The sequence below is a fragment of the uncultured Microbacterium sp. genome, assembly GCF_963521695.1.
In the GTDB taxonomy this organism is placed as follows: domain Bacteria; phylum Actinomycetota; class Actinomycetes; order Actinomycetales; family Microbacteriaceae; genus Microbacterium.
In genome coordinates, this window is record NZ_CAUQWC010000045.1 from 1 (window position 1) to 18,058 (window position 18,058).

General features: G+C 69.9%; 20 protein-coding genes. 13 read left to right on the forward strand and 7 right to left on the reverse strand.

Going from position 1 to position 18,058, the window contains the following annotated elements:
• The 7 genes from RWP81_RS05300 to RWP81_RS05330 all read left to right on the forward strand — a co-directional run.
• On the forward strand, positions 1-302 hold a 302-nt coding region (locus RWP81_RS05300; RefSeq protein ID WP_314453148.1), incomplete at its 5' end, for an AraC family transcriptional regulator.
• 81 nt (positions 303-383) lie between these two features.
• Positions 384-1,361 (forward strand): ABC transporter substrate-binding protein, encoded by a 978-nt coding sequence (locus RWP81_RS05305; RefSeq protein WP_314453151.1) that lies wholly within the window; start codon positions 384-386, stop codon positions 1,359-1,361.
• Complete coding sequence (locus tag RWP81_RS05310; RefSeq protein WP_314453154.1) at positions 1,358-2,398, forward strand: iron ABC transporter permease; 1,041 nt, start codon at positions 1,358-1,360, stop codon at positions 2,396-2,398. The genes RWP81_RS05305 and RWP81_RS05310 overlap by 4 nt, the downstream gene beginning before the upstream one ends.
• Positions 2,395-3,411 carry an iron chelate uptake ABC transporter family permease subunit gene (locus RWP81_RS05315; RefSeq protein ID WP_314453157.1) on the forward strand — a complete coding sequence of 339 codons (1,017 nt, stop codon included), beginning with the start codon at positions 2,395-2,397 and terminating at the stop codon, positions 3,409-3,411. Before RWP81_RS05310 ends, RWP81_RS05315 begins: the two co-directional genes overlap by 4 nt.
• Entirely contained in the window at positions 3,408-4,247 is an 840-nt protein-coding gene (locus RWP81_RS05320; RefSeq protein ID WP_314453159.1) for a siderophore-interacting protein, read from the forward strand. The genes RWP81_RS05315 and RWP81_RS05320 overlap by 4 nt, the downstream gene beginning before the upstream one ends.
• Complete coding sequence (locus RWP81_RS05325; protein WP_314453162.1) at positions 4,244-5,056, forward strand: ABC transporter ATP-binding protein; 813 nt, start codon at positions 4,244-4,246, stop codon at positions 5,054-5,056. The genes RWP81_RS05320 and RWP81_RS05325 overlap by 4 nt, the downstream gene beginning before the upstream one ends.
• 243 nt (positions 5,057-5,299) lie before the next feature.
• The gene (locus RWP81_RS05330) at positions 5,300-6,598 is read left to right on the forward strand and encodes a citrate synthase (RefSeq protein WP_314453166.1); all 1,299 of its coding nucleotides are present in this window, start codon (positions 5,300-5,302) and stop codon (positions 6,596-6,598) included.
• A gap of 326 nt (positions 6,599-6,924) precedes the next feature.
• On the opposite strand, the gene dapD is transcribed toward RWP81_RS05330, so the two are convergent.
• On the reverse strand, positions 6,925-7,845 hold the full coding sequence (gene dapD / locus RWP81_RS05335) for a 2,3,4,5-tetrahydropyridine-2,6-dicarboxylate N-succinyltransferase (protein ID WP_314453168.1): 921 nt from the start codon (positions 7,843-7,845) through the stop codon (positions 6,925-6,927).
• A gap of 44 nt (positions 7,846-7,889) precedes the next feature.
• On the opposite strand from dapD, the gene dapE reads away from it, so the two are divergent.
• The 3 genes from dapE to RWP81_RS05350 all read left to right on the forward strand — a co-directional run bounded on the left by dapE (position 7,890) and on the right by RWP81_RS05350 (position 10,444).
• Entirely contained in the window at positions 7,890-8,966 is a 1,077-nt protein-coding gene (dapE, locus tag RWP81_RS05340) for a succinyl-diaminopimelate desuccinylase (protein WP_314453171.1), read from the forward strand.
• Positions 8,963-10,183 carry a hypothetical protein gene (locus RWP81_RS05345; protein WP_314453174.1) on the forward strand — a complete coding sequence of 407 codons (1,221 nt, stop codon included), beginning with the start codon at positions 8,963-8,965 and terminating at the stop codon, positions 10,181-10,183. Before dapE ends, RWP81_RS05345 begins: the two co-directional genes overlap by 4 nt.
• Before the next feature lie 90 nt (positions 10,184-10,273).
• Entirely contained in the window at positions 10,274-10,444 is a 171-nt protein-coding gene (locus RWP81_RS05350; protein ID WP_074615842.1) for a DUF3117 domain-containing protein, read from the forward strand.
• Positions 10,445-10,664: 220 nt separating this feature from the next.
• Here RWP81_RS05350 and RWP81_RS05355 read toward each other — a convergent pair whose 3' ends face one another.
• Positions 10,665-11,303, reverse strand: coding sequence for a class I SAM-dependent methyltransferase (locus tag RWP81_RS05355; protein ID WP_314453183.1), 639 nt, complete (start codon positions 11,301-11,303; stop codon positions 10,665-10,667).
• A gap of 71 nt (positions 11,304-11,374) precedes the next feature.
• On the opposite strand from RWP81_RS05355, the gene RWP81_RS05360 reads away from it, so the two are divergent.
• Positions 11,375-11,746 (forward strand): Sec-independent protein translocase TatB, encoded by a 372-nt coding sequence (locus RWP81_RS05360; RefSeq protein ID WP_314453187.1) that lies wholly within the window; start codon positions 11,375-11,377, stop codon positions 11,744-11,746.
• 32 nt (positions 11,747-11,778) lie between these two features.
• Here RWP81_RS05360 and RWP81_RS05365 read toward each other — a convergent pair whose 3' ends face one another.
• Genes RWP81_RS05365 through RWP81_RS05375 form a run of 3 tightly spaced genes read right to left on the reverse strand, consistent with a single transcriptional unit; the run spans position 11,779 to position 14,770 of the window.
• On the reverse strand, positions 11,779-12,927 hold the full coding sequence (locus RWP81_RS05365) for an Mrp/NBP35 family ATP-binding protein (protein ID WP_314453190.1): 1,149 nt from the start codon (positions 12,925-12,927) through the stop codon (positions 11,779-11,781).
• Positions 12,924-13,451, reverse strand: a complete 528-nt coding sequence (locus tag RWP81_RS05370) for a DUF1003 domain-containing protein (RefSeq protein ID WP_314453193.1) — start codon at positions 13,449-13,451, stop codon at positions 12,924-12,926. The genes RWP81_RS05365 and RWP81_RS05370 overlap by 4 nt, the downstream gene beginning before the upstream one ends.
• Entirely contained in the window at positions 13,451-14,770 is a 1,320-nt protein-coding gene (locus RWP81_RS05375; protein ID WP_314453194.1) for a magnesium transporter MgtE N-terminal domain-containing protein, read from the reverse strand. The genes RWP81_RS05370 and RWP81_RS05375 overlap by 1 nt, the downstream gene beginning before the upstream one ends.
• Positions 14,771-14,841: 71 nt before the next feature.
• On the opposite strand from RWP81_RS05375, the gene RWP81_RS05380 reads away from it, so the two are divergent.
• The gene (locus RWP81_RS05380) at positions 14,842-15,648 is read left to right on the forward strand and encodes a general stress protein (RefSeq protein ID WP_314453197.1); all 807 of its coding nucleotides are present in this window, start codon (positions 14,842-14,844) and stop codon (positions 15,646-15,648) included.
• Positions 15,645-16,316: an alpha/beta family hydrolase gene (locus tag RWP81_RS05385; RefSeq protein WP_314453200.1), complete on the forward strand. Its 672-nt coding sequence runs from the start codon at positions 15,645-15,647 to the stop codon at positions 16,314-16,316. Before RWP81_RS05380 ends, RWP81_RS05385 begins: the two co-directional genes overlap by 4 nt.
• Before the next feature lie 12 nt (positions 16,317-16,328).
• Here RWP81_RS05385 and RWP81_RS05390 read toward each other — a convergent pair whose 3' ends face one another.
• Positions 16,329-16,844 (reverse strand): hypothetical protein, encoded by a 516-nt coding sequence (locus tag RWP81_RS05390; RefSeq protein WP_314453203.1) that lies wholly within the window; start codon positions 16,842-16,844, stop codon positions 16,329-16,331.
• Positions 16,841-18,058: hypothetical protein (locus RWP81_RS05395; RefSeq protein WP_314453206.1), on the reverse strand; the 1,218-nt coding region annotated here is incomplete at its 5' end. The genes RWP81_RS05395 and RWP81_RS05390, both read right to left, overlap by 4 nt.

Below are 18,058 nucleotides of genomic sequence, written 5' to 3' on the forward strand. Positions count from 1 at the left end.
CGCCAGGAGACGCGCGGACGGTCGAGGAGTGGGCGCGGGCCAGTTCGGTGAGCTCGCGCACCTTCGCGCGGCGCTTCCGCGACGAGACCGGGATGCCGTTCTCGCGCTGGCGCGTGCAGCTGCGCATGCAGGCGGCCATGGCCGCGCTCGCCGCGGGCGCCGGGGTGGCCGTCGTCGCCCGGCGGGTGGGTTACGACTCGGCCGCCGCGTTCTCGACGGCCTTCCGCGACAGCGTGGGAGCGAGCCCGCGAGAGTTCGCCGTGGGGCGTCGAGATGACCGATTCGCGAAAGAATTCGGCTGACGGGGGGATGCTCGTGCCCGCACGGGTCGGTATCCCCGGCGATAATTAGGTAACCCTTACCTGATCTCCTAGGAGTCTCCCGTGCTCAGAACACGCCGCCCCGGTGTGGTCGCCGCCACCGCCGCGCTCGCCCTCGCCCTCCTCGCCGGATGCGCCTCGCCCGCCCGGACGTCGGCGCCCACGACCTCCGCGACGGTCGAATCGGTGTACGGCCCGGTGGACGTGCCGGAGCATCCGGAACGCGTGGCCGGGGTGTCGTACGACACCCCGTGGCAGCTGATGTCGCTCGGGGTGAAGCCCGTCGCCACGATCGACTACTCGCGGTGGGCCGACAGCTACACGGCCGAGCAGATGGACTACATCTCCGACGCCACGAAGGTCGGCACCTATGGCGAGATCAACTTCGAGGCGCTCGCCTCCGCACGACCCGATCTCATCGTCGGCGACGCCGACGAGGTCGACGAGAGCACGTATCAGCGCCTGCGCACCATCGCCCCGACCGTGATCGTCGGGGGAGCCGACCGCGGGGACTGGCAGCAGATCACCGAGCAGACCGCTGCGGCCACCGGCACCACAGACACCTGGACGGCGAGCAAGGCGGCCTACGAGACCCTCCGCGATGAGACCACGGAGACTTACCGCGGGGTGATCGAGGGCAACCGGTGGGTCAACTTCTCGTTCGGCGACGAGCCGGGGCAGTTCTCGGTACAGCTCCCGACCGGCGCCACCGGCGATCTCGTGGTCGACGAGCTGGGTCTGCGCTACGGTGCGGGGGCGGCCTCCCTGGTCGACACCGATGGGCGAGGCTACGTCTCCCTCCCGCTCGAACAGCTGCCCACCGTCTTCGACGGGGTCACGTACGCCCTCACCTTCTCGGCGGTCGACGGCACGCCCTACGACGCGATCGAGGAGATCCGCTCGTCGCCGCTGTTCCAGAGCCTCGATGTCGCCCAGACCGGTGACATCTACGCGATGCGCTCCTCGGTGACCGACTACGAGACGGCTCAGCAGTGGGTGCACGAACTGGTCGACAACGTCCTCCAGCCGCTCAGTCGGTGAGCGTCGACCCCGTCGGGGCGGGCCGTCTCACGCGGCCCTCCTCGACGACCCGTCCGCGTGCCGTGGGCCTGACCGCCGCCGCGCTCCTCGCGGTCGCCGCTCTCGCCGTCGCCTCGCTGTGCGTCGGCGATCCTCTCCTCACTCCCGTGCAGGTGTTCGATCTGCTGCGGCATCCCGACGCCTCGACGGCCTCGATCATCGTCCACACCCTGCGCGTGCCCCGCGCTCTCCTCGCCATCGCCGTCGGCGCCGCACTCGCCGTCGCCGGCGTCGTCATGCAGGCGCTCACCCGCAACCCGCTCGCCGAGCCGGGGTTGCTCGGGGTCAACGCGGGCGCGTCGTTCGCCGTCGCTGTCGCCTTCGTCGGGCTCGGACTGCACGGCTTCGGGACCACTCTGCTGTTCGCCTTCGTGGGCGCCGGCGTCGCCGGCCTCGCCGTCGCCCTCCTCGGCGGGGTCGGTCGCTCGGCATCCGTCGCCCGGCTCGTCCTCGCCGGCGTGGCCCTCGGCGCCGTGCTGTCGGGGGTGACCCAGGCGTTGAGCCTGGTGGACCCCGCCGAGTACGCGCGCATCCGCGTGTGGGAGGCCGGGTCGCTCGCCGCGCGCGACACCCCCGTCGCTCTGCTCGTGGCGGCTCTGATCGCGGCCGGTCTCGTGCTCGCGGTCGCGATCGGCCCCGGGCTGAACCTCCTCGTGCTGGGGGAGGATGCCGCGCACAGCCTGGGCGCGCGCGTCGCGCGTGTGCGCGCGGCGGGACTCGTGGCGATCGTGCTCCTGTGCGGCACCGCCACCGCCGCCGTCGGCCCGATCGGCTTCGTCGGGCTGCTCGTCCCGCACGCCGTGCGCGCGGTCACCGGAGCCGACCAGGTGCGCACGGTGGCCGCCAGCCTCGTCGCCGGCCCCATCCTGCTGCTGGTCTCCGACCTGCTCGCCCGCACGGTGGTCGCGCCCGGCGAGCTGTCGCTCGGGGTGGTCACCGCCTTCCTCGGCGCTCCCGTGCTCATCGCGCTCGTGCACCGGCGGCGGAGACCCTCGTGACCTCCGCGATCCGGGCGCAGCCGACGCTTCGCCGCCGCCGTACCGCGGCGTGGACGGTGTGCGCTCTCGTTCTTGCGGCGGTCACCCTGGGCACCCTGGCCCTGGGCGATCTGGGCGTCGCGCCGGGCGACGCACTGGCCGCGCTCGCCGGCTCCGGAGACCCGGGAACGATTCTCGTCGTGCGTGAATGGCGGCTGCCGCGGGCGGCGCTGGGCATCGTGATCGGGGCGCTCCTGGGCCTGTCGGGGGCGTTGTTCCAGACGGTGACGCGCAACCCTCTCGGGAGCCCCGACATCCTCGGATTCTCGGTCGGGGCGTTCACGGGGGTTCTGCTGGCGACGGTCGTCGGCGCCACGTCGTTCCTCGCGTTGACCGGCGGGGCCGTCGTCGGCGGCCTGGTGGCGGCGGTGGTGGTGTTCGGTCTCAGCGCCCGCGGCGGCCTTCGCGGATTCACCGTCGTGATCACGGGGATCGGCGTCACCGCGATGCTCGGAGCGGTCAACATCGTGCTCGTCCTGCGTTTGGATGACGTGCGCGCCCGCGCAGCGGCGGTGTGGGCGACGGGTTCGCTCAACGGGGTCGATGCGGCCTGGATCCTGCCCGCGGCCGTGGCCCTCGTCGTCGGAGCCGTCACCGTCGCCGCGGGTGCGCCGGCGTTGCAGGCGCTGGAGTTCGGTGACGACCGGGCCGCCGGCCTGGGCGTGCGCCCGGCGACCGTGCGGTGGGCGGCGATGGTGGCCGGGGTCGGGATGATCTCGGTCGCCACCGCCGTGACGGGCCCGATCGGCTTCGTCGCCCTGGCGGCGCCGCAGATCGCCCGGCGGCTCTGGCACACCGGAGCCATCCCCTTCGGAGCATCGGCGCTGACCGGTGCCGTGCTTTTGAGCGCGAGCGATCTGCTCGCCTCCCGCCTGCTCGCCCCCGCCATGCTGCCCACGGGCCTGGTGACGGTGTGCCTCGGCGGTGTCTATCTCGCGTGGCTCCTCACCCGCCGACAGAAGGATGACAGATGACCGATCGAGACGATCGCCCCGCGTACGCAGCCGTGGTGGCGGCGGTGTCACGCGTGAGCGCGCATATGGTGCGTGTGGTCCTCGGCGACGTGCGAAGCCTCGACGGCACGGTGCTCGCCCCGCCGCAGGCTGCCGACGAGTTCTTCGGGCTCTGGGTGCCGGGCCCGGACGGCGCCCCGGTCAAGCGGTATTACACCCTGCGCGAGCGGCGTCCCGAGACTGGCGAGATCGTCGTCGACCTGCTGCTGCACGGCCACGGTCCGGCCACTGAATGGGCGGCGCGCGCCGCCGTCGGCGATGCGGTGTCGTTCGACGCACCCCGCGGACACTACGCGCCCCCGGTCGACACCACGCGCATCGTGCTCAGCGGCGATGCGACGGCTCTGCCGGCGATCGGCCGCATCCTCGACGAGCGGGCGCGTTCGCAGCAACCGACGCCTCCGGTGACGGTGCTGGTGCACGTCGACGATCCGGCCGACCGGCAGCGTCTTCCGGTGCGCTCGCGTGACGAGGTGCGGTGGTGCGCGGCCGAGGAGCTCGTCGCCGAGACGAAGCGACTGTGCGCGCGCGACTCAGCCGCCTACGTCTGGTTCGCGGGCGAGGCCGCCGAGATGCGGGCCGTGCGCTCGACGCTGCGCCGGGAGCGTCGGATCCCGACGCACCGCTGGATGACGATGGGCTATTGGCGCCGCGACAGCGAGCGCTGGTCCGCGCGCTTCGATGCGGCTGGACCCGACCTCCGCCGGGCGATCGACGACGTGCTCTCCTCCGACGCGGACGACGCCGTACAGACAGACCGCCTCGAAGAACTGCTCGCCGAGAGAGGACTCCTGTGACCCCGCTCTCGAATGCCGTGCCCGCCGAGGTCATCACCGTCACCGCCGCGTCGATCGCCTACCCGCACGGCCCGACCGTCGTGGACGCTCTGTCACTCGGAATCCGCGCGGGATCATTCGTGGCGATCGTCGGACCCAACGGGTGCGGCAAGTCGACGCTGCTGCGGGCGATCGCCCGCCTCGTGCCGGTTGCCTCCGGCTCGATCGTGTTCGACGGACAGGATCTGCGTGCCCGGTCGCCACGGGAGCTCGCCCGCTCGCTCGGGATCCTGCCGCAGTCCAGCTCGGCACCCGACGGCATGCGGGTCGCCGACCTCGTCGCCCGGGGCCGCTATCCGCACCGCCGACCCTTCGCCGCGTGGACGCACGTCGACGAGACCGCGGTGCGAGACGCGATGGAGGCCACCGGCGTCACCGACCTCGCCGGGCGCGACGTCGACGAGCTCTCGGGCGGCCAACGTCAGCGGGTGTGGCTCGCGATGGCGCTCGCGCAGGACACGCACACCCTGCTGCTGGACGAACCCACCACGTACCTCGACATCGCCCATCAGCTCGACGCACTCGAGCTGTTCAGGCGTATCCACCGCGAACGGGGTCGCACGATCGTGGCCGTGCTGCACGATCTGAACCACGCGGCACGCTACGCCGACCGCATCGTCGCGCTGAAGCGGGGCCGGATCGTGATCGACGGGTCGCCCGCCGAGGTCCTCACCGCTGCCGCGGTCGAGGAGGTCTTCGACCTGCCGTGCCGCATCATCACCGACCCCGAGTCGGGCACGCCGCTGGTTATACCGAAGACGCGCCGATGAGCGGATGCCGCCAGGCCGGCGGCGCGAAAAGGAGGATCCCTCCATTCGGTGGGGGCATCCTTTGGCGGTGTCGTCTGTACGCCAGCGTGACTACTAGGCTGTAAAAGCACTGTGCCCGGGTCACCATCCGTGCGCGTGCCGACCCGGATGACACACCCGTGGCATCCATTGGTCGACGTGACGCGGGAGCCTCAGGACCCCGCTATCGACCACACGGGCGACCAGAAATCGCAAGGAGGCGCGGTGAGCGACGCGGGTACGCAGCACGACAAGGCCACCCTCACGGTGGGGGGTACCACCGCCGAATTCCCGGTCCTGCGAGGTACCGACGGTGTACCGAGCATCGATATGGCGTCGCTGACCAAGCAGACGGGTCATACGGCGCTCGATTACGGATTCGTCAACACCGCCTCGACGAAGTCCGACGTCACGTACATCGACGGCGACCAGGGCATCCTGCGATACCGCGGTTACCCGATCGAGCAGCTCGCGAAGAACAGCACCTACCTCGAGGTGGCGTGGTTGCTCATCTACGGCGAGCTCCCTTCGGCGTCCGAGCTCGCGTCGTTCGACGAGCGCATCCGCCGTCACACCCTTCTGCACGAAGACCTGAAGAGCTTGTTCTCGTCGCTCCCGCCGACCGCGCACCCCATGTCGGTGCTGTCGGCGGCGACGGCTGCTCTGTCGACGTACTACGAGTCGGAGTCCGACCCGCACAATCCCGAGCACGTCGAGCTCAACACGGTCCGCATGCTCGCCAAGCTTCCGGTGATCGCGGCGTACGCGCACAAGAAGAGCATCGGGCAGGCGTTCCTCTACCCCGACAACTCGATGGGCTTCGTCGACAACTTCCTCAAGCTCAACTTCGGCGTCATGAGCGAGCCGTACGAGATCAACCCCGTCATGACGAAGGCCCTCGACCTGCTGCTGATGCTGCACGAGGACCACGAGCAGAACGCCTCCACCTCGACCGTCCGCCTGGTGGGTTCCACCGGTGCCAACCAGTTCGCGTCGATCTCCGCCGGCATCCAGGCCCTCTCCGGTCCCCTGCACGGCGGAGCGAACGAGGCCGTGCTGCAGATGCTCGGGCGCATGCGCGATTCCGGTGAGAGCGTCGAGCGTTTCGTCGAGCGCGTGAAGAACAAAGAAGCCGGCGTCAAGCTCATGGGCTTCGGCCACCGGGTCTACAAGAACTACGACCCGCGCGCGAAGCTCGTCAAGGGCGCGGCAGATGAGGTGCTCGAGGCCCTCGGCGTCAGCGACCCGCTCCTCGACCTCGCCAAGGAGCTCGAGCAGATCGCCCTCGAAGACGACTACTTCAAGGAGCGTCGTCTGTACCCGAACGTCGACTTCTACACCGGCGTGATCTACAAGGCGATGGGTTTCCCGACGCGGATGTTCACGGTGCTGTTCGCCATCGGTCGCCTCCCCGGCTGGCTCGCCCAGTGGCGCGAGGCCATCACCGACCCGCAGACCAAGATCGGCCGCCCGCAGCAGCTGTACACGGGTGCCGCCGAGCGCAACTACCCGGGCATCGGCTGACACGTCGCGCCACGACGCCCCGTCCCTCCACGCGAGGGGCGGGGCGTTTCGTTGGGGTGGGGCTGAGACGTGTGTCCCACTTTGTGCGGTCTGAGGCCCTCTCAGCCAGCACATTTTGGGACATGGCTTGCGCTTATTGGGACATGGTCGGGGGCCGCGTCGCCGGGTCGCAGTCGGTGGATCATGTCCCACTTTGTGTGGCCTGGGGTGGCCTCAGTCAGCACATTTGGGACATGGCTTGCGCTTATTGGGACATGGTCGGGGCGGCGTCGCAGGACGGTCGAGGTCGGCGGGTTCGAGAGGCTCGAGGGAAGGGTGCAGCGGCGTCAGGCGTGCAGCGCCTCATTCAGCGTCACGCCGACACCGGCGCGCGCCGATGCCTCGACGGCGCCGGTCAGGGAATTGCGACGGAACAGGATGCCGTCGCGGCCCGACAGCTCGCCGGCTTTGAGCGTGTCGTCACCGACCTTCACCTTCGTGCCGGCGGTGACGTAGAGCCCCGCCTCCACGACGCAATCGTCGCCGAGCGAGATGCCGATACCCGCGTTCGCGCCGAGGAGAGTTCGCGCGCCGATCGAGACACGGTGGGTGCCGCCGCCCGACAGCGTGCCCATGATCGACGCGCCGCCGCCGATGTCTGTGCCGTCGCCGATGACGACGCCCTGCGACACGCGGCCCTCGACCATCGAGGAACCGAGGGTGCCGGCGTTGAAGTTGACGAAGCCCTCGTGCATCACCGTCGTTCCGGGGGAGAGGTGCGCCCCCAGGCGCACGCGCGACGCGTCGGCGATACGCACGCCCGCCGGCAGAACGTAGTCGGTCAGGCGGGGGAACTTGTCGAGACCCTGCACCTCGATGCCGTGGCGCTTCAGCAGCGGGTGGAGCCGCGCCGCATCGTCGGGGTGCACCGGACCGGCATTGGTCCACGCGACGTTGGGGAGGTGGCCGAAGATGCCGTCGAGGTTGATCTCGTTCGGACGCACGAGCAGGTGCGACAGCGCGTGCAGGCGCAGATAGGCGTCGACGGTCGAAACGGGGGGAGCGTCCGCGTCGATGGTGAGCGCCACCGTTTCGACGACGACAGCGCGTCGTTCGTCGGGACCGGCAGAGGCTTCGAGCGCCTCCTTCTCGGCATCCAGATCAGAGGAGGAGCCGAGGACCGGCCGCGGGAACCAGGCGTCGAGCACCGTTCCGTCGAGGGTCCGCGTGGAGAGGCCGGCAGCGCTGATGCGTCGTTCGTTGCTCACACCCTCAGGCTACCGGCGCGGGCGCGTGTGAAATGATCGGGGGCATGCCCGTGCTCGACCTCACCGCCTCCTCCGTCGACCTCACCCGGGTGATCTGCGACATCCCCAGCGTGTCCGATGACGAGACTCCTCTCGCGGATGCCATCGAGGCCGCCGTCTCCGCCTACGACCACCTCGAGGTCATTCGCGACGGCGACACGATCGTCGCGCGCACCTCGCTCGGTCGTCGCCGACGCGTCGTCATCGCCGGGCACATCGACACGGTCCCGATCAACCGCAACCTGCCCGTCGAAGACCGGGATATCGACGGACAGGCGTTCCTCTGGGGGCGCGGCACCGTCGACATGAAGGCCGGCGTCGCGGTGCAGCTCAAGCTGGCCGCGGAGCTCACCGACCCCGCGGTCGACATCACATGGATGTGGTACGACCACGAAGAGGTCGACTCCACGCTCAACGGTCTCGGGCGTCTGTCACGCAACCGCCCCGACCTGTTCGAGGGCGACTTCGCGATCCTCGGTGAGCCGAGCAACGGCGAGGTCGAGGGGGGCTGCAACGGCACGCTCCGCGCCCTCATCCGCACCGACGGCGTGCGGGCGCACAGTGCCCGTTCCTGGATCGGTGAGAACGCGATCCACAAGGCCGCCCCCATCCTCGCCCGCCTGGCCGAGTACCGGGCCCGCGAGATCGAGGTCGAGGGACTCGTCTACCGCGAAGGACTCAACGCCGTGCGCATCTCGGGCGGCATCGCGGGCAACATCATCCCCGACGCCTGCGAGGTCGAGGTGAACTACCGTTTCGCTCCCAGCCGCGACGCCGAGGGCGCCGCACGCGTCGTCCGAGACGTGTTCACCGGTTTCGAGGTCGACATCGTCGACATCGCCGAGGGTGCGCGACCGGGGCTCGACGCGCCTCTGGCGAAGGAATTCGTGGATGCCGTCGGCGCAACGCCCACACCCAAGTACGGCTGGACCGACGTGGCGCGATTCTCGGCGCTCGGCATCCCGGCGGTGAACTACGGTCCCGGCGACCCGCACCTCGCGCACCACGATGAGGAACGCGTCCCCGTCGCGCAGATCGACGCGGTCGAACGCGGGCTCCGCGCCTGGCTGAGCGCGTCGTGACCGCTCCAGCCGCCACCGCTACCATCGCGAACGCGTGGACGCGGCTTCCCGTCGCGGCGCGGATCGCCATCGTCTACGTGATCGCACGTCTCATCACGACGGCCTTCTTCCTGTTCGCGGCGTCACTGTCGACCGAGGGTTCGCGATTCGGGATCGCCCCCTCGCTGTCGGATCTCGCCATCGGATGGGATGCGCAGTGGTATTGGACGGTGGCGGTGTCGGGGTACCCGTCGCAGCTGCCGCTCGCCGAGGCGGGGCACATCGCCGAGAACGCCTGGGCGTTCATGCCGCTGTACGCCTATCTCTCGGCCGGTCTCGGATTCTTCCTCGGGTCGTGGGGCGCGGGCGCCATCGTGGTCTCGCTCGTCGCGGGGTACGGGGCGTGCGTCGTGCTGTACTCCATGTTGCGGGAGCGCATCGGAGGGGATGCCGCGATGTGGGCGGTCGTGCTCTTCTCGTGCGGCCCGCTCGCCGCGCTGTTCCAGGTCGGGTACGCCGAGACGCTCTTCCTCTTCTTGCTGTTCCTGTCGATCCGATGCGTCCAGCGACGACGGTGGGGCTGGTTGTACCTCCTGGTGCCGGCCATGGGCTTCACCCGCCCCGGCATCCTGGCCTTCGCGCTCTTCCTCGGGCTCTACGGCATCCATCGTTTCGTCCGCCGACGCAGCGAGGCGCTGCCCGCGCGTGACGTGGTGCACATCGTGTCGGTGGGCGCTCTGGCCACCCTCGTGGGCTTCTCCTGGCAGTGGGTCGCCGCTGTCGTGACCGGCGATCCGGGTGCCTACCTCGCCACCGAGCTCGCCTGGCGGCGCAACTGGCTGGGCGGTGAGAGCGGTTTCGTGCCGGTCGACGGGTGGGTCAAGGCCGCGGGCTTCTGGTTCACGCAGTGGGGTCTCGGTCCCGAGATGGGCTATATCTTCCTCTTCCTGCTGGTCGTCGCCGTCGCGGCGGGTCTGCTTCTGCTGCCGCAGGTGAAGAAGCTCGGGATCGAGGTGCGCCTCTGGTCGGCGAGCTACCTCGTTTACCTCCTGCTGGTGTTCTTCCCGCAGTCGAGCGTCTTCCGGTTGCTCGTGCCGGCGTCGCCCCTCTTCGGTGCCCTTGCGGTTCCGCGATCGTTGCCGTGGCGTCTCGGAATGCTCGCCCTCGCCCTGACCGGGCAGTGGTGGTGGATCTACAACATGTACGCGCTCGGGAACACGTATTGGCAGATTCCGTGACCTTACGACGTCCGGTGACGACCTTTGACGGCGGGTTGCGCCGGTGACCGACTAAACTAGTAGGAGAGCAATCACGAGAAGGGGGCCGCGATGGCAGCCATGAAGCCGCGTACCGGTGACGGACCGATGGAGGCCGTGAAGGAGGGTCGGTTGATCATCGTGCGGGTGCCGCTCGAGGGGGGTGGACGACTCGTCGTCTCCGTGAACGATGCCGAGGCGAAAGAACTTTACGACGTCCTCGGGGGCGTCGTCACCGCCTGACGACCGTCAAACGTGCGAAGGCCGGCCCTCCGGGGTCGGCCTTCCGTGTTTCCCGGGGCGGATGGTCTGCGCGAGTTCGGCGGACGACCTGTGACCCGGTCGTCGTGAGGCGCGGAGACCGCGAGTGCGCGGGAACGCCGACGAACCGCGAAGGCTGTCGCGTCGGCTCGAGACCCGCGAAGGGTCTGCCGATTCCGATCCCGAGACCGCGCTCCGTCGCTCAGACGTCGGTCGGGCGCGTCGTCAACTGCAGGAGGCCCTCACCGGTGGTCGACAGGGCTCCGATGACGGCCGGAGAGGTCTGCACCTCCTGGATCAGCGAGCGGTAGGCCGTCGTCACGGCGTCGCGCCGCACGGGGTCGGCCACGGCGCCGTTCGCGAGCACGCGGGGGATGAGGACCGTACCGCCGGCGCGAACCAGTCGCAGCCCATGCTCGACGTATTCGATGACACCCTCGGGATCGGCGTCGATGAACACGATGTCGTAGGACGCCTCGTTCATGCGCGGCAGGACATCGGATGCTCGGCCGGTGATGAACCGCGCACGCGCGGCGGGGACGCGTGCCTCGATGAACGCAGACCTCGCGGCGCCGAGATGCTCGGGTTCCTTGTCGATCGTGGTGAGGGTCGCGCGCGGTGAACCGTGGAGCAGCCACAGGCCGGAGACACCGCCGCCGGTTCCGACCTCGACGATGTTGAGGGCTCGAGATGCCGCCGCGATGACCGCCGCCTGGGCACCGACCGCCGCGCTGATGGGCGCAGCGCCCAGTTCGAGAGCGTGCGCCCGTGCGCGAGCGATGTGCTCGGGCTCGACCGTCGACTCCTGCACGAACCGCTCGTTCGCCTGTTGACCGCTCACGTGGACCTCCTCGTTCAGGCTAGACGGCCGATCGGTGCGGGACCCCCAGGCGCGGCCGGTAATCTGGAGGCATGTTCTTTGGGCTGACGATCGAGAAGCTCATGCTGATCGGCGTGATCGCGGCCGTCCTCATCGGACCGGAGCGCCTGCCTCGCTACGCCGAGGCGCTGGCGAAGTTCACCAAGCGCGCGAAAGAGACCATGCAGGGCGCGCGGTCGCGGATGCGCGATGAGATGGGCCCCGAGTTCGACGACGTCAACTGGAAGAAGCTCGATCCGCGTCAGTACGACCCGCGTCGCATCATCCGCGAGGCTCTGCTCGACGACACGCCGACCGCGACGATGCGCGCGGCGGGTGCGGCGGCGCTGGCCGCCCGCGAGAAGCCCGAGACGACGCCTTTCGTCGCGGGGGAGCGACCCCCGTTCGACGACGAGGCCACCTGAGCCGACCCTCGCCGCAGAACAGAGGGACCGGGTCAGACGCCGAGGCGCAGCGGCTTGCCGGCGAGTCCACGCGGGCGCACCGCGAGGGCCGCGGCGGCGGCGTCGATGGCGCGGGCGGCGGGGTCGTCGGGGTTCGCGATGACGACCGGACGCCCGTCGTCGCCGCCGGTCCGCAGGGCGGAACTCAGGGGGACGGATGCCAGCAGGGGCACGTCGTCGTTCTCGCTCGAGAGGGCGCGGGCCACGGCTTCGCCGCCCCCGGCGCCGAACAGGTCGAGCAGGGTGCCGTCGGGGAGGGTCATCGCGGACATGTTCTCGATCACGCCGATGGGTCGTTGGCCCGTCTGGCGCGCGACGAGGCCCGACCGAACGGCGACGTCGGCGGCGGCCGCCTGCGGGGTCGTCACGACGAGCACGTCGGCGTGGGGGAGCAGCTGGCCCACCGAGATCGCCACGTCGCCCGTGCCCGGGGGCATGTCGAGCAGCAACACATCGAGGTCGCCGAAGAAGACGTCGGTGAGGAACTGCTGCACGGTGCGGTGCAGCATCGGACCACGCCAGGCGACTGCGCCCGCGGCGTCTTCTCCCGGGCGGCGCAGGAACATCCCGATCGAGATGACCTTCACGCCGTAGGCCACGGGCGGGAGGATGAGGTCGTCGAGCCTCGTCGGTGCCGGTGGCAGGCCGTCGGCGTCGACCAGGCCGAGCAGGCCCGGGATCGAGAATCCGTGAACGTCGGCATCCACCAGTCCGACGCGTAAGCCCCGCGCCGCGAGAGCCACGGCGAGGTTGGCCGTGATGGTCGACTTGCCGACACCGCCCTTGCCGCTCGTGACCGCGATGACGCGGGTGAGCGAATCGGGGCCGAAGGGCATCTCCCGTTTGGCCCGCCCGCCCCGGAGCTTCTCGGTCAGGGCGTTCCGCTCGTCGGGCGACATCACGCCGACCCGCACATCGACCGTGTCGATGCCGACGACGGAGACCGCGGCATCCCGGACATCGCGCTCGATGCGATCGGCGGCCGGGCACCCGACGATGGTCAGGGCGATCGCGACGTCGGCGGTCGACCCGTGCACGTCGATGCCGCGCAGCATGTCGAGCTCGCCGAGCGGGCGGCGCAGCTCGGGGTCGGTGACCGCCGCGACGGCCGCGCGGACGCGCTCCGCGAGCTCGTTCGTCACGAGCCGGACCGCGGGTGCTCGTCGTGCTCGTCGAGACGCTCGAGGGCGGCCTTGAGCTCGGCGCGCAGGGAGTCTTTCGTGATGACCTCGTCGGTCAGATCGCGCACGGCCATCCGCAGCGCGACGATCTCACGGGCGAGGTACTCGGTGTCGGCGAGGTTGCGTTCGGCGCGTTGGCGGTCCTGCTCGATCTGAACGCGGTCGCGATCGTCCTGTCGGTTCTGCGCGAGCAGGATGAGAGGAGCGGCATACGACGCCTGCAGCGAGAGCACGAGCGTCAGCGCGGTGAAGCCGATCGCCGCCGAGTCGAAGCGCAGTTCGTCGGGTGCGAAAGTGTTGAAGGCCATCCACACGACGCAGAAGAGCGTGAGCGAGAGCAGGAACGTCGGCGTGCCCATCGCACGGGCGACCCACTCGGTGAAGCGCCCGAAACGGTCGCGGGAGGGCTGCGGGGCGCGGGGGGCGAGAACCCCGGTGCGTCCACGGGGTGCGTCGAGGGCGGGACGTCGGTTCGTGCGTGCCATCAGCGCCTCCTCGGGGTGTGCGGGACCTGGGTGGGGATGCTCTGCGTCGTGAGCCGTCGGGTCGTCGTTTGGGGTTTCGGATCGTCGCCGTCGTGCGTGCGCCAGTCGTCGGGCAGCAGGTAGTCGAGCACGTCGTCGACGCTGACGCAGCCGACGAGACGATGCGCCTGGTCGACCACGGGCAGCGACACGAGGTTGTAGCTGGCGAGCAGGCGCGCCACCTCGGCCGCGGTGGCGTCGGCGGGAACGGGCTCGAGGGTGTCGTCGATGATGGCGCCGAGTCGCTCGTGCGGCGGGTAGCGCAGCATCCGCTGGAAGTGCACCGTGCCCAGGAGCCGCCCGGTGGGCGTCTCGTACGGCGGGAGGGTGATGAACACGGATGCCGCGAGTGCGGGGTGCAGCTCGTGACGGCGGATGAGGGCGAGGGCCTCGGCCACCGTGGCATCCGCCGACAGCACGATGGGCTCGGGCGTCATGAGACCGCCGGCGGTGTCGGGCCCGTACTGCAGAAGGGCGCGCACGTCGTCGGCCTCGTCGGGTTCCATCAGCTCGAGCAGCTGCTCGGAACGGGACTCGGGCAGCTGACCGAGGAGGTCGGCCGCGTCATCGGGCTCCATGGCATCCAGGATGTCGGCGGCTCGCTCGTCGCCGAGCTGCTCGAGGATGTGCACCTGCTCGTCTTCGGGCATCTCTTCGAGGGCGTCGGCGAGGCGGTCGTCGCTGAGCTCTTCCGCCACCTCGATCAGACGTTCCTCGGGCAGGTCGAGGAGCGTGTTGGCGAGATCGGCGGGCTTGAGCTCGGAGTAGGTCGCGACGAGCTGTTCGGCGGACTGCGCTTCGCCGGGCGTCTGGTTCTCGCGCACCTCACCCCAGGCGGCGAAAGTCGTCGCCCCCTTGGCGAACGGGGAGGCGCTCGTGCGCGGGCGACGCAGGAACAGCTGGCCCACGTCCCATTCGCCAAGGCGGTTGCGCTCGATCGCGACGTCTTCGATCACCGCGCCGCCGGAGCCGTCGACGAGGCTCACGCGGCGCCCGAGCATCTCGGCCATCACGCGCACTTCGCCACCGCGCTGCTGGAAGCGGCGAACGTTGATGAGGCCGGTCGTGATGACCTGACCCGACTGGATGGAGGTGACGCGCCCGATCGACACGAACACATGTCGACGGCCGGGGATCTCGACGACGAGCCCCACGACGCGCGGCGCCGCCGACGCGCGGTAGATCACCACGACGTCGCGCACCTTGCCCAGACGGTCTCCCGCCGGGTCGAACACCGTGCAGCCCGTCAAACGGGCGACGAAAACCCTCTGCGTGCTCACCGGTCCAGCGTAGTCCGCAGGTCTCGGTGAACACCTCGGGAACGGTCAGGCGCGCGTGACAGGATGGTGAAATGAGTATGTTCGCGCAGCGTCCGGGTGCCGGCCGCGACGACGTCGGCGAGAAGATCGCTTCGTTCCCGACGTACGAGCAGGCGCAGAAGACGGTCTCGTCGCTGATCGCCGGCGAGGTTCCCGCGCGCGACATCGCCATCGTCGGGTCGGGCCTGCGGTCGATCGAGCGCATCACCGGAAAGCTCGGCTACGCCACGGCCGCTCGCTCCGGCGCGCTGAACGGCCTCATGCTGGGGCTGCTCTTCGCGTTCATCTTCGTCCTCGGGACCCCGACGGTGCAGATCTCCGCCTTCGTCGGCGTGCTGCTGGTCGGAATGGCGCTCGGCATGCTGCTGAGCCTGGGCACGTACTCGATCGTGCGCCGTCGCCGTGATTTCGCGTCGGTCATGCAGGTCGCCGCCGACCACTACGACGTGTGCGTCGCCGCGGGCAGTGCGCACAAGGCTCGCGGCATCGTCGGACCCACGGGAGCGCAGCGAACCGTCGTGTCACGACCCGCTCCGGACGATGCGGCGCCGCCGCGATACGGCGAGCGTGTGGCACCGGGGACCGAGGCCCCCGCGGCTGCGCCTCGACCCCCGGTCACCGCTCCCGTCGGTGAGGCCGGGCCACCGCAGTACGGGGAACGCGTGTCGCCCCGGGGCGATGCCCCGGCCGCTCCGCCGCGCCCGCCGGCCCCCACGGCGTCTCCCGCGTCATCGCCCGCTCCGACCGGTGAGGAGCCGCCCCGGTACGGCGAACGCGTGACGCCTGCGCCGCGCGGTGACGAGGACGCCGACGGCGACCCTGCGCCGCCCACCCGGTGACGACCGAACCCGTCCGCATTCCCGTCGCGTTGCCGACGGGCCCCTCCGAGGTGTCCGGGCTGTGGGCGCGGGCCGATTCGCCGACGGCGACGATCGCCCTGGCTCACGGAGCGGGCGCGGGTATGGAGCATCCGTTCCTCGCCGGACTGGCAGACGCACTGGTGGCGGACGGTGTGTCGGTGCTGCGCTTCGTCTTCCCTTACGTCGAGGCCGGACGCCGCATGCCCGGACCCGCCGCTCACGCCGTCGCGACGTGGGCGGGCGTGCAGGCGTGGCTCGGCGCCGCGGCGCCCGGTCCCTGGGCCGCCGTGGGCAAGTCGTACGGCGGGCGGATGGCGTCGGTCGCCTGCGCCGAGGGAGTCATCGCCCCCGCGGCGCTGGTCTACCTGGGTTACCCCCTGCACCCGCCCGGTCGGCCCGACAAGCCGCGCCGTGAGCACCTTCCCGCCATTGCGGTTCCGCAGCTGTTCGTCGAGGGGGAGAACGACCCCTTCATCGACCCGCGGGCGCAGTTCGATGAGGTCGTGGCCTCGTGCCAGGATGCCCGGGTGCACTGGGTCGTCGGCGGCAATCACTCGTTCGAGGTGAAAGGTGCGCGGCGGCCGGCGCTCGAGATCGGCGCGGGGCTGGGTCCGATGGTGGGGGAGTTCGTTCGCGGGGTGTGGTGACGGGCTCGCTCGTTACAGCGCCGGTCGAGGTGCCGGCGGCGGGAACGTCGCGGAGCGCTCGTCGTCGGACATTCCGCCGCAGCGGGAAATGGCGAGGACGTCGATGGCTTTGCGACCGTCGATCGTGGACTCCTCGACCTTGAGGCTCATGCGGGGAGAATCCCGGACAAGGTAGACCTCTGCGAAGTCCACCGGTATGCCCAGCTCCTCGACTCGCCAGTCCTCACCCAAGAGCCGCGGGACCTCTCGAACGAACTGGGGGATGTCGAAATCGTCCTGTACGAAGAGCGCCCACTGTCCCGTATAGAAGGCGCCTTGGCCGGTCTGCAGCGCCTGCCCCTCTCCGCACGGATATGGTTCGAACTCTGGGGTGACGAGTATCTCCTTCGGCTCGGGAACGAAGTCCGAAAACGTCTGCAGGGCATCCAGCGTCTCGGAGCGCACCTCCGCGTAGGTGGTTGCCGGTGCGGAGCATCCGCCGAGGAATGCCGCTATGACTATCACGCTCGATGCCGTCAGTCGTCTCATTGATGTGCCTTCGCCTTGTTCAGTATTTGGTTGACCGCGTTTAAGACTGTGCCGTTGACTCTCTCGTCATCGCTCATCAGCGCGTTGTGATGCTCTACGCTCTCGGCCACGACCAACGGAACCCCGAGGGCGACGTTGGCCGGGTTCATACCCGGGAGCCCCGACTCGACAAGTTGGACGCGGCCGAACGATTCTGGACCTTCACCGAACCCCAGCGGTCCCAGCTGGAGTCCCGCGTAATAGCGATTGATATCGTCCGGCCCCTGTGCCGAGTAGTAGATAGTTCCATCCGAAGGCACGTACCCGTCCACCGCACCAACGGACGCGGCCAGGAATCGCGCATTCACGATGCCGCCGTATGCCTCGGCGGCGCTGCCGACACCACCGCCGTATGAATGCTCGTAGCTCATGGTCCAGACGCTCGGTTCTGCGGCGCGCACACCCTGGACGAACTGGGCGTATTCCGGTGCGCGTTCGTGTGCGTACTGGTTCCACTGGGGGCCGCCGCCGAAGGGGATATCGGTCAGCTGGGGCATGGGGCCGGTCATTACGGTGAACGCCAGAACGTGTTCGCGTCCGCCTCGCACCTGCCAGTTCGCGAACCCGGTCACGGGTGCGTCGCCGTAGAACGAGTCGGCCCTGGTGTTCGTGCCGGGGACGACGAAGAGCGCGGCCTTCGCGGTGGACGGATTCCCCGACATCTCGATGAGTGAACCGTGACGGGGGTCCCACGCGTAGAGCTGTTTCCGACCATCGGCCACGGCCTGAAAATAGTCCGTCTCCCGTTCGATGGAATCGATATCTGCCGAGGGAATGGCGCGGGATCGCTGAACACCCGTGAAGGGGTGGATGCCGACCGCCCGGTCGCGCTTCGCGCGAAGCTCGGTCAGGTGCGCCGCGGCGCGACTGCGATTGGCCGCCACACGATCTGACAGGGCGACGCCGTCGAGAATGCCGATCAGGGCGGGCACGCCCGTGACCAGCGCGGCAGCCGTGGAGGGCGAGAGTCCCGCCCACCACCCCGCAACCGCCTCGGGTCGCCCGCGCCGGATGATCGCGGCCCACTCCGGGTGCTCGCGGAGGAGGCGGGCTGCATCCGTAGCCCCTCCGCGCGAGAGGCGTCGAAGAAGCGGAACCGCCGCGTCGTCGAGGATCGAGGCCGAGGGGGCCTCCAGAGCGGCCTCGTCGATGGGGAGATCGCGGGTGAGGGTCCA